Raw genomic sequence first — 220 nt, 5'->3', positions numbered from 1 at the left:
CGGCAATCGCCGTAAGCACGCCTTTTGGAACAAGGACACTAGCAAAATCTTCAGGGCGAACCATCGCCGATTCAATATGGACGTGGCCATCAATAAGCGGAGGGCATACATATTTGCCTTGGGCATCAATCACTGTTTTGCCTTCTTTATAATCGCCAATGCCAACAATATGGCCATCTGTGATTGCGATAGAAGCTTCATAGATGGTTAACGTATAAAC

General features: G+C 45.5%; 1 pseudogene. It reads right to left on the bottom strand.

The features are described from left to right. Positions 1-220, bottom strand: a pseudogene (locus CHH91_RS19580) (adenine deaminase); the annotation flags it as partial.

The organism is Virgibacillus sp. 7505, assembly GCF_002272135.1.
GTDB lineage: Bacteria > Bacillota > Bacilli > Bacillales > Amphibacillaceae > Terribacillus.
Note: the sequence above shows the minus strand (reverse complement) of the source record. Positions and strands in the feature narration are given on the sequence as shown.